Source organism: Nostoc sp. (assembly GCF_036919595.1).
Classification (GTDB): domain Bacteria; phylum Cyanobacteriota; class Cyanobacteriia; order Cyanobacteriales; family Nostocaceae; genus Nostoc.
The window spans coordinates 1-8,700 of the sequence record NZ_JBALCO010000086.1 but is presented as its reverse complement, the minus strand read 5'-3'; the positions used below and the strand labels follow the sequence as shown (position 1 = coordinate 8,700).

The 8,700-nt window shown below is 41.5% G+C and carries 11 protein-coding genes; 8 read left to right on the top strand and 3 right to left on the bottom strand.

The features are described 5' to 3' along the window. Positions 1 to 84: 84 nt before the first annotated feature. The 6 genes from V7K21_RS12735 to V7K21_RS12710 all read left to right on the top strand — a co-directional run bounded on the left by V7K21_RS12735 (position 85) and on the right by V7K21_RS12710 (position 6,524). Entirely contained in the window at positions 85 to 285 is a 201-nt protein-coding gene (locus V7K21_RS12735) for a helicase-related protein (RefSeq protein ID WP_335174708.1), read from the top strand. After that, complete coding sequence (locus tag V7K21_RS12730; protein ID WP_335174704.1) at positions 255 to 857, top strand: hypothetical protein; 603 nt, start codon at positions 255 to 257, stop codon at positions 855 to 857. Before V7K21_RS12735 ends, V7K21_RS12730 begins: the two co-directional genes overlap by 31 nt. Continuing rightward, positions 854 to 2,728, top strand: a complete 1,875-nt coding sequence (locus V7K21_RS12725) for a DUF1998 domain-containing protein (protein WP_335174702.1) — start codon at positions 854 to 856, stop codon at positions 2,726 to 2,728. Before V7K21_RS12730 ends, V7K21_RS12725 begins: the two co-directional genes overlap by 4 nt. Then, on the top strand, positions 2,725 to 3,546 hold the full coding sequence (gene drmC, locus V7K21_RS12720; RefSeq protein WP_335174699.1) for a DISARM system phospholipase D-like protein DrmC: 822 nt from the start codon (positions 2,725 to 2,727) through the stop codon (positions 3,544 to 3,546). The genes V7K21_RS12725 and drmC overlap by 4 nt, the downstream gene beginning before the upstream one ends. A gap of 7 nt (positions 3,547 to 3,553) precedes the next feature. Next, positions 3,554 to 5,401: a GmrSD restriction endonuclease domain-containing protein gene (locus V7K21_RS12715; RefSeq protein WP_335174697.1), complete on the top strand. Its 1,848-nt coding sequence runs from the start codon at positions 3,554 to 3,556 to the stop codon at positions 5,399 to 5,401. 115 nt (positions 5,402 to 5,516) lie between these two features. After that, positions 5,517 to 6,524 (top strand): pepsin/retropepsin-like aspartic protease family protein, encoded by a 1,008-nt coding sequence (locus V7K21_RS12710; protein ID WP_335174695.1) that lies wholly within the window; start codon positions 5,517 to 5,519, stop codon positions 6,522 to 6,524. Here V7K21_RS12710 and V7K21_RS12705 read toward each other — a convergent pair. After that, positions 6,511 to 6,726, bottom strand: a complete 216-nt coding sequence (locus V7K21_RS12705) for a hypothetical protein (protein WP_335174692.1) — start codon at positions 6,724 to 6,726, stop codon at positions 6,511 to 6,513. The two genes, V7K21_RS12710 and V7K21_RS12705, sit on opposite strands and share 14 nt — an antisense overlap. A gap of 39 nt (positions 6,727 to 6,765) precedes the next feature. Next, a complete protein-coding gene (locus tag V7K21_RS12700; RefSeq protein ID WP_335174690.1) occupies positions 6,766 to 6,933 on the bottom strand; it encodes a hypothetical protein in 168 nt (55 codons plus the stop codon). Between the two features lie 191 nt (positions 6,934 to 7,124). On the opposite strand from V7K21_RS12700, the gene V7K21_RS12695 reads away from it, so the two are divergent. Next, complete coding sequence (locus V7K21_RS12695; RefSeq protein ID WP_335174688.1) at positions 7,125 to 7,733, top strand: hypothetical protein; 609 nt, start codon at positions 7,125 to 7,127, stop codon at positions 7,731 to 7,733. 199 nt (positions 7,734 to 7,932) lie between these two features. On the opposite strand, the gene V7K21_RS12690 is transcribed toward V7K21_RS12695, so the two are convergent. Continuing rightward, positions 7,933 to 8,076, bottom strand: a complete 144-nt coding sequence (locus V7K21_RS12690) for a hypothetical protein (protein ID WP_335174686.1) — start codon at positions 8,074 to 8,076, stop codon at positions 7,933 to 7,935. Between the two features lie 433 nt (positions 8,077 to 8,509). Between V7K21_RS12690 and V7K21_RS12685 the strand changes: the two genes are divergently transcribed. Beyond that, a complete protein-coding gene (locus tag V7K21_RS12685) occupies positions 8,510 to 8,623 on the top strand; it encodes a hypothetical protein (RefSeq protein WP_335174706.1) in 114 nt (37 codons plus the stop codon). Positions 8,624 to 8,700: the final 77 nt, after the last annotated feature.

Genomic DNA, 8,700 nt, shown 5'->3' with positions numbered 1-8,700 from the left:
CTAGTAATATTGTATAAAATATTTAACTCATACGTAATGGGTGATTAGCGATCGCACCTTTTTTAGCCGACCTCACAAAATCGCATTGCTCCCGATACCAAGAGCCGCTTAGAAGCAACATTTGACCAAAAAGAACGTGTTGATGTAGTCTTAGCTACCAATATGATTTCTGTCGGTCTGGACATTACGCGCTTAGGCTTAATGGTAGTTCTCGGTCAACCTAAAACAGCCGCAGAATACATTCAAGCAGTCGTGTGGGACGGGATGAAGAACGACCCGGATTAGTTGTTACATTACTTAACGTTCACCGACCGCGTGATCGCTCACATTATGAACGTTTCTTTGCTTGGCACGCTACTTTCTATAGGGCAGTAGAAGCTACCAGTGTTACACCGTTTTCTCCTCGTGCTATTGACCGAGGGATTGCTGCGATTACCGTTGCTTTAGCACGTTTGGGACATTCTGGGATGACAGCACCACTTCGTGCGATCAACATTCTTCAGCATCGCAAGACTTTGGATTTTGTTGTAGATACAATCTCACTCCGAGCAGAAATGCACGACAAAGATAAAAATAGTGCTGATGTTGAGGAACTGCGTCAAAAAGTCAGAAAACGAGTCCAAGATTTACTGGATACTTGGGAACATATTGCTGGTCAAAAAATAACCCTACAGTACCAGCGTGAAGTTGGGGAAGCACCTCCCTTATTATTTGATCCACTTGACCCGGAATTAGAAAAGCAACCACTCTCAGCACGAAAATTCAAAGCTCAACGTAGTTTACGGGATGTTGAGCCAACGGTTAATTTGTGGGTTCGCAATCCTGATGGATATGAAATAGAAGAGTCAGAAAAATGAGTAAATCAAACAAAAAGCGCCCTCCATCTGGGGAAATTCGACAGAGCCAAATCTTATCTACTTTTGGGCCAGGAGCGATGGTGGACTTACCAGATCATTCCATACTAATTGGTGGACTAAACCACTGGCACGGCAACAAAAAACGTATTTACGAAGACCGTTTAGCTGATCGAGTTGCTGACATTTTAGAGGTTAAAGATATTGCTCTATATGCGCCACCTGTAGATGAGCAAGATCCAAAAGCATCTCGTACAGGGATTACAGCTTTTGCTTTCCCAATTTGGTTTGTAGCCCAAGTGGAAGAAACTTGGCCAAAAACCAATGAAAAAGCCTTAAATGCTAAAGTATACCGAACACGTCCCTTGTTACCCTGGGATAGTTTAGTACAGGGCAAATATCTCAATGCTGACAGAAAGAAAGTGTCAGTTGTACCTGTACGTTTCGTCCAAGCCTGTGTTAATGGACATATTAGCGATATAAATTGGTACCGTTTCGTCCACGAAAAGTCTCAAACTAGCTGCCGAGGTCTACTGTGGCTTGATGAGGGCGGATCTGGCAATGATTTTGCTGATATTTTTGTGCGCTGTGAAGCTTGCAAAGCTCGTCGTCAATTATCAGATGCAACAGTACCTAATGGCAAAGTCTTAAGAGAATGTGATGGACATCGCCCTTGGCTAGGCCCCAAAGCTCAAGAACTCTGTATTTCTGAGGTAACAGGTAAGCCAGAATACAATCGTCTTCTTGTTCGCTCTGCCAGTAATGCTTATTTCTCCCAGGTTATCAGTGTCATTTCTCTGCCAGACTCAGATGCTGCTGTGCGAAATGTAGTTAATTTAGTCTACGAAGACTTTCTTCAGTATGCTGAAACCGCTAACGATGTAAAAAAAGAGCGGAAGAAGCAAAAGGTATCGACTGCCTTAGAAGGATTTAGCGACGATGCAGTATGGGCAGAAATAAAACGTAGACAGAGTGGGCAGAGTAATCAACCTAAGAGCATCAAGCAGGTGGAAATCGAAACTTTGCTCTCTAGCCCCTTCGATGTGGGAGAGGATGTGCCAGAGGGTGACTTTTACGCCCGTGCGCGGAAGTTGGATAATTTAAAACCAAAATTATTATCTCGTGTTGAGCGCATTGTTTTAGTACATCGGCTGCCAGAGGTAATTGCCCAGGTCGGATTTACCCGCTTTGAGGCAGCAATGCCTGATATTGATGGTGAACTTGATATTCAAGTTAGGCGAGCTGCTCTTGATATTGAACCTACCTGGGTTCCTGCGATTGAAAACAGAGGCGAAGGAGTGTTTATCGCCTTTCGCCAAGAAGCTATTGAAGATTGGCTCAAGCGTGATGCTGTCAAACAACGGGGGAAGAAATTAGCAAAAGGCTTCGATATCTGGTGCAAGCAAAAAGGAATTGCCCAGGAGAAAGCCAAGTTCCCTGGATTACCTTACATTATGCTGCATTCCCTTTCACACATGTTGATTGCAGCAGTGTCTCTGGAGTGTGGTTATGCTGCTAGTTCAATTCGTGAGCGTATTTATGCTGGCGAATCCGGCTATGGCATTCTTTTATACACTGGTTCTCCTGGCTCGGAAGGTACTTTAGGGGGACTGGTACAAGTAGGAAACCGAATTGAATACCATCTGGATGTTGCACTGGAGATGGGAAGGCTTTGCTCTAACGATCCAGTTTGCGCCCAGCATCAACCAGATGCCGAACAAGAAGATAGGTTTTTACATGGGGCTGCTTGTCATGGGTGCTTACTCATTGCTGAAACATCTTGCGAACGGCGCAATGAATTTCTTGATAGGGCATTAGTCGTTGCTACTGTTGAAGGGCCAGGGGCAGAATTCTTTGAGGATGTGAGAGTATGATGGCTTTTCTCCACTTGAGCCGTCCAGCCCTCGTTAATTTGGCAGTCGCTTTGGAAACTGGCAGACTTTCCCCACCCTTTTCCACATCCAATGTAGCGAACTACATCCCTGCGGCTTTAAATCGAGACATTGTTGATGAACTCAACCGCCTTAATGTCATCGGCGTACATTCTCAGCATATTGCTTATACGCTGCGACTGCTGGCAGAAGAAAGGAGTACGTCCCAAGCTGTGAGCGATGCCTACGGCGGGCTACGCCTACGCGTTGACTTGGTTTGGACTGGCCCAGAAATTGCTGGTTCTCAAAGCCGCGATACTGGTGTTGTTGTGCGCGAGTTGTTTAGCACTGCCAAAATAAGCGTTCTCATTTCTAGCTTTGCTATTGATAAAAGACAAAAAGCACGAGAATTATTTATGGTGCTGGCAGAACGTATGGATTTTTACCCAGAACTAAATGTGCGAATGTTTCTTAACGTCAATCGACCGCAGAACAGTGAAGTGCCAACATCTACTCTACTGCGGGAGTTTGCCAATACTTTTCGCCAAGATATTTGGCCAGGAAAAAGACTACCTGAAGTATTTCACGATCCGCGATCGCTGACGCTGGGTGTGGAATCAAAAGCTTGTTTACACGCCAAGTGTGTTGTTGTAGATCAGGAGCGTGTACTTGTGACCTCCGCTAATTTTACAGAAGCGGCTCACGAGCGCAATATCGAAGCTGGTGTATTACTTAATAACCCAGTAACGGCTATTGCTTTGCAAATGCAATTTGAAAGCTTGGTTACAAGAAATATTCTATGTCGAATTCCTGGAGTTTAACTATTTTATGTCCACATTTGATTCTACAAAAATAAGTTTAAAAGATTTATTAGATAAAATTGTATCTGGTGAAATTCAATTGCCCGATTTTCAACGAGGGTGGGTTTGGAATGATGAACATATTTGTTCACTTCTAGCCAGTATTGCTCGTGCTTTTCCTATCGGAGCAATTATGTTACTTGAGGCTGGTGGCGATGCTAAGTTTAAAGCGCGTCCTATTGAAGGAGTAGATCCAGCAAAAGCAACACTTGATAAAGTAAAAAAGCTGATTCTTGATGGGCAACAACGGCTCACCTCATTAACCCAAGTATTAATATTTAAACAACCTGTAAAAACTTATAACTCCAAGAAAAAATTAGTACAACGTTATTACTATATTGATATAGAAACAGCTTTACTAGGCCCAGAACATTATGAAGATGCAATTATTAGCATTGATGCAGATCGGATTCCAAAAGAAAACTTCGGACGTGATATCAAGCTTGACCTCAGTACCCCAGAAAAAGAATATGAACATCTTTACTTCCCTTGTAACCAACTCCTTGATTATGACAAGTGGGAGGAAGGATTACTAGCTTATGATCCTGGTCTTGAAAAGTTTAGACGATATGTTCAATTTCGTAGGCAGGTTGTGAATGAATTTCATAGCTATAATATTCCAATCATTGAACTTAGTAAGGAAAATAAGAAAGAAGCAGTTTGCCTTGTGTTTGAGAAAGTAAATACTGGTGGTGTTGACCTTTCAGTATTTGAACTTTTAACTGCCACTTATGCTGCTGATAATGTCAGTTTACGCGATGAGTGGTTTGGTAATATTCAAGGAGGAATTGTAGGTATTCAAGCTCACTTACAAAAACTAAGATTGTTACGTGAGACTCAACCTACTGAATTTTTACAAGGGCTAACACTGCTGTACACTTTGGAGAAACGCCAGCAAGACTTAAAAGCAGGTAAAACCGGCAAACAAGTAACAGGTGTGACTGCCAAACGCGAAGCTGTTCTATCTTTGCCCCTTGATACTTTCCAAAAGTGGAAACAACCCCTTACCCAAAGTTACTGGAAAGCAGCTAAATTCTTACGTCAGCAATCATTTTTCTCAACTAGCGATTTACCTTACCGCACCCAGCTTGTGCCACTTGCCGCAGTCATGGCGTTGCTTGGCGATCGCTGGCTGGAACCGAAAATTCATGAAAAAATTGCCCGTTGGTTCTGGTGCGGTATCCTTGGCGAATTGTACGGCGGGGCAGTTGAAACTCGCATGGCTTTGGATATTCAAGAGCTTATCAACTGGATTGAGGACGGTAAGGAAGAACCTGCAACTGTTCGGGATGCTAACTTTCAACCTGTACGTTTAGGGACTTTGCGTTCTCGAACTAGTGCTGCATATAAGGGTATCAATACCTTGATTCAACGCGAAGGTTCTCAAGATTTCTTTTGGAAGTCCGCTATTCGAGATTTGGATGAAAGCGATTGGGAAGAACGCAGACTAGATATTCATCACATTTTTCCCAAGAGTTGGTGCGACAAGCAGGGTATTCCCGCATCTCGCTATAACTCTATCTTGAACAAAACTCCGATATCCTTTAAAGCAAATCGAATGATTGGCGGTAAAGCTCCAAGCGAATATCTGGTTCAGCTTCAAAAGCATGACAGTGTTCAGCTAGACGATGCAGGTATGAATGCAATTCTCGCAACTCACCAAATTGACGCAATAACACTTCGACAAGACGACTTTGAGGGTTTCATGGCATCGCGTCAACGGATGATACTTGCCAAAATTGAAGCTGCTATGGGCAAGCCTGTATTGGCTGTGGATGATTCAGCATTTAGCGATGTGACAGATGAAGAAGAGTGATTTGAGATAAATTAACTTAGGAAATTACTTACGAGCTATTTCAAAGCAACCCCGAATACTACTGCATTATTTATGGCATCCGTTACTTTGAGCAGATTAAATCTTGTGAAATACTATGAAGAAAAATTTGATAAATCCATATATTATAGCCTTGATTTTTTTCAGCTTAGTTATAAGCGTTTCTAACCAGACTAGAGATTTATATCAAACAAAAAATACACAAATCAACCTTAGTCAACTTTTCGCTACAGCCAGATGGAGATTAAATTCACAACAGCAATACAAAGAAGTTCGAGTGCCTTTCACTCAAAAAAAAGGCTTAATATATGTACAAGCACTTTGGGCAGGTAAACAAGTTAACTGTGTTATTGATACTGGTGCGATATACATTTCATGGCCTCAAACATTGAACTTGAAAGCAAAGCCGACAGGAAAACAAGTTCAAATGCTTGGGATTGGGGGTAAACATCGCATACTAGGGGAATGGGTCTTAGCACCAAACATTAAATTAGGTGGTTTTGAGCTAGAGAATATACCTACAATTTCCGAAAAAATAGTAGAGAAAGCCGATGGTCAGGAAATTTCCATAGCAGAAACAGAAGGCATTAATGAAATTATATTAGGTAATACTGTTTTTCAAAACCTTGTCTTGACCATTGATTATCAAAAACAAGAAATAGTTTTACGAGATAGAGACTATGATCTAACCAAAACTCAAGGTGTTAAAGGTTATTTAGTTGAGCTGGTTTGGAATGACGGGAATTTGATAGTAATAGGTCAATTAGCCAACCATCCAGTTCGTTTTCAATTCGATACTGGTAATACTATGAGGTTAGCAGTCAATATTAAATTTGCACAAAAATATTTTGCAAATTATCCACGTACCCAATCAAAAACTGAATTAGCATCTGGAACAATCTTTAATGAAAATATACCAAGTACTAATGGCAATATAAATGGCTTCAAATTTGGTACTGGTAGATTAGCAATAGTGCCACTTGATTCAGATGTAGATGCTCTGATAGGTGAGCCTTTTTTGAAAAACTTTCGCACTACAATAGATTATGGACGCAGTAAAATACTTCTAGAACCTTACTCTCACTCATCAGCTAATCATACGTAAATAACTGAACATTGTTACAATCTCTACATTTACGCGCCCGTAGTTTTTCGCCTTCTCCCCACCCAGCCCCATCAGCACGGAAATATACCCACTGACTTACTGATTCTCCAACGGTACGACCCCAAACAAAATTTTGTGAGCCGCAGATATGACATGGCGTTTCTTGTAGACTAAGGTTTTTGTGATTCGGTTGGTTGTTCATGAGCTTCCCCCGATAAATTCTGAGTGCAATCTTCAGCAGCTATTGGGCCAAAGTGCGGTCGCGATCGCTTGAGATTGAATTACCGATTTTTGCCAACTGACTAATAATTTTATTTCCAGCAATCATCACCGTAAAAGACTTTCTGTTGTCTGTTGGGTAAAAATATCGCGCACCATCCGTTTCTAACACGCCATCTGTCAACAGCAAATACAAAACAGTGTCTCGATTTCACCTACTGCTTCTGGAAATTGATTTTTGACTTCTTGAAGATTCATAGATTGGGGTAAAAATAGCGTTGCCCACACTAGGGGCTTATTGGCTGAAAGTATTACTATTCATCTTAATTTGTCAATGGCTGTAACCAATAAATTCAAGTATGCTGAATTTATCAGTGAAGAGTGCAGATTCCACAGGAGATAGCTTTGTTGAATATCAACTTTTCTTTTTGTATCTGGTTAAAACAACGTTATGCAGTCATTGGAGTTTTATTGCTTGCTATGTCTATTACAGCTTGCAATAACTCTGCTACATCACAATTAGCATCTGCCAATCGCCCAACGCTGGCAAATCTTTCGGATAGGTCTAATCCATCTTCTCCACCCGCCTCTGGCACACAAAATCCTGACAATAACCAGTCCCAAGAACAACAAGCAGTCCAACTGATTCATGATTATTACGATGCCATTGCTCGCCAAGACTATAGACAAGCTTACTTGGCTTGGGATGGAGATGGTACTGCCAGTAAGCAATCATTTGAGGAATTTCAGCAGAGTTTTGCTAATATCGTATCCATTGTTGAAGAAGTCGGAAAACCGAGTTCTTTAGAAGGGGCAGCAGGCTCGCTATATATTGAAATTCCCGTTACTGTTACGGATGTTACTAGCAATGGAACTCCACAGCGTTTTCGTGGTAGCTATAAGCTGCGAAGAGCCAATAACGTTCCTGGCTCAACTCCAAAGCAACGTAGATGGCATATCTACTCGGCCAATATTTCTCTTGAGCAGTAATTGGTTCTAGAAAAATCCGGAATCATAAACAGGGATATATTAGCTGCTGATACCAATTCTGTAAACTCCTCAGCATCATGTAACCAATATATTTGTGCTTGTAATTTCCCTAATGTGGCTGCTAAAGTTTCATTCATGTTAAATCTAAGCTTTTCTCTAAGGTATTGACCACAAAAGTATTTTAAATGTTAAGCCATGCCTACGGCGGCAAGCTATGTTCATCATCCAAGCGTTTGCGTTCAGCGTTTTGTAGAGAGGAAAAATCAAGAGCGATCGCCCTCACCCAATTCTTAGAGGAAAACGGGAGAGCGATCACACATTTACTATATGATTTATAGTACATTACTAGCCAGTTGTGGCGTACCCCTGTGGGGAAGCAAGCTACGCGCAGCGTCTCGTAGAGAAGTTATATCATGTCCGCCTAATTAGTTATAATTCGGTACATCTGTGCAAAAACCAGGAAAACCTCTTTCTCCCTGCTCCCTGCTGTCTCAATGATAAGTCTTTAACCGGACACGATATTATCGCCCATTCCACCGAATCTTGATGACGAGAACTAATTGAAAAATGCTGTAGAACGACAGATTATTTGACCGTAGCGACAAATTATAAGTCAAGTTATTGATACTTGTAAGCTTTCCTGTAGAGGAATCTAATTGTTAGGGTTTGTGATATGGATCTGTAAAAATTACTTGAACAGGCGATGCACAAGGATTTAGATGGGTGACAAACAATCTGCCCTTTTGGTCAAATAATTCGTCACTTTACAAAAAGGTATCAAGTTTGACGCAGTATACGTATCTCACATGAGACGGGCGCGGCAAACTTGTGAAATTACCCTTGCTGAAGCACCACAATTAAAGCTGAAAACTCCAGAATTTACGCATTGACAAATAAGACAATAAATGTAGTAAGGAAAATCCGAAAAAAGTAGGCGATCGCTAATTAGCAAGGGACTGGAAAGACG